General features: G+C 45.9%; 2 tRNA genes and 1 rRNA gene. All 3 read left to right on the top strand.

The features are described from left to right. Positions 1-85 (top strand): 16S ribosomal RNA (locus tag M3175_RS24100); the annotation flags it as partial. Positions 86-206: 121 nt separating this feature from the next. Continuing rightward, positions 207-283, top strand: a tRNA-Ile gene (locus tag M3175_RS24095). A 12-nt stretch (positions 284-295) separates the two neighbouring features. Beyond that, a tRNA-Ala gene (locus tag M3175_RS24090) sits at positions 296-371 on the top strand. The last annotated feature ends 171 nt before the right edge of the window (positions 372-542 follow it).

Here is a 542-nt window from a genome sequence, read left to right as displayed (position 1 = left end):
CCAGCCGCCTAAGGTGGGACAGATGATTGGGGTGAAGTCGTAACAAGGTAGCCGTATCGGAAGGTGCGGCTGGATCACCTCCTTTCTAAGGAAAATTGAGGCTTACGACCTTCGGTCGAAGCTAACATCGTTGATGATATGATTTGTTTAGTTTTGAGAGAGCAAACTCTCATATATAAATAGTAAGTTCTTTTTTTCTGTTGTATGGGCCTATAGCTCAGCTGGTTAGAGCGCACGCCTGATAAGCGTGAGGTCGATGGTTCGAGTCCATTTAGGCCCACCATACAAACTTAATGGGGCCTTAGCTCAGCTGGGAGAGCGCCTGCCTTGCACGCAGGAGGTCAGCGGTTCGATCCCGCTAGGCTCCACCAAAAATTGTTCTTTGAAAACTAGATAATGATATATGAAGAAAACCAAGAAATACCGAGTAATCGCCATTTTAGTTTTCTCTCTAATTTATTAGAGAAACTTTTTAACCGTAGGTTAAGTTAGAAAGGGCGCACGGTGGATGCCTTGGCACTAGGAGCCGATGAAGGACGGGA

Origin of the sequence: Robertmurraya korlensis, from assembly GCF_023715225.1 — a bacterium.
Classification (GTDB): Bacteria; Bacillota; Bacilli; order Bacillales; family Cytobacillaceae; genus Robertmurraya_A.
Note: the sequence above shows the minus strand (reverse complement) of the source record. Positions and strands in the feature narration are given on the sequence as shown.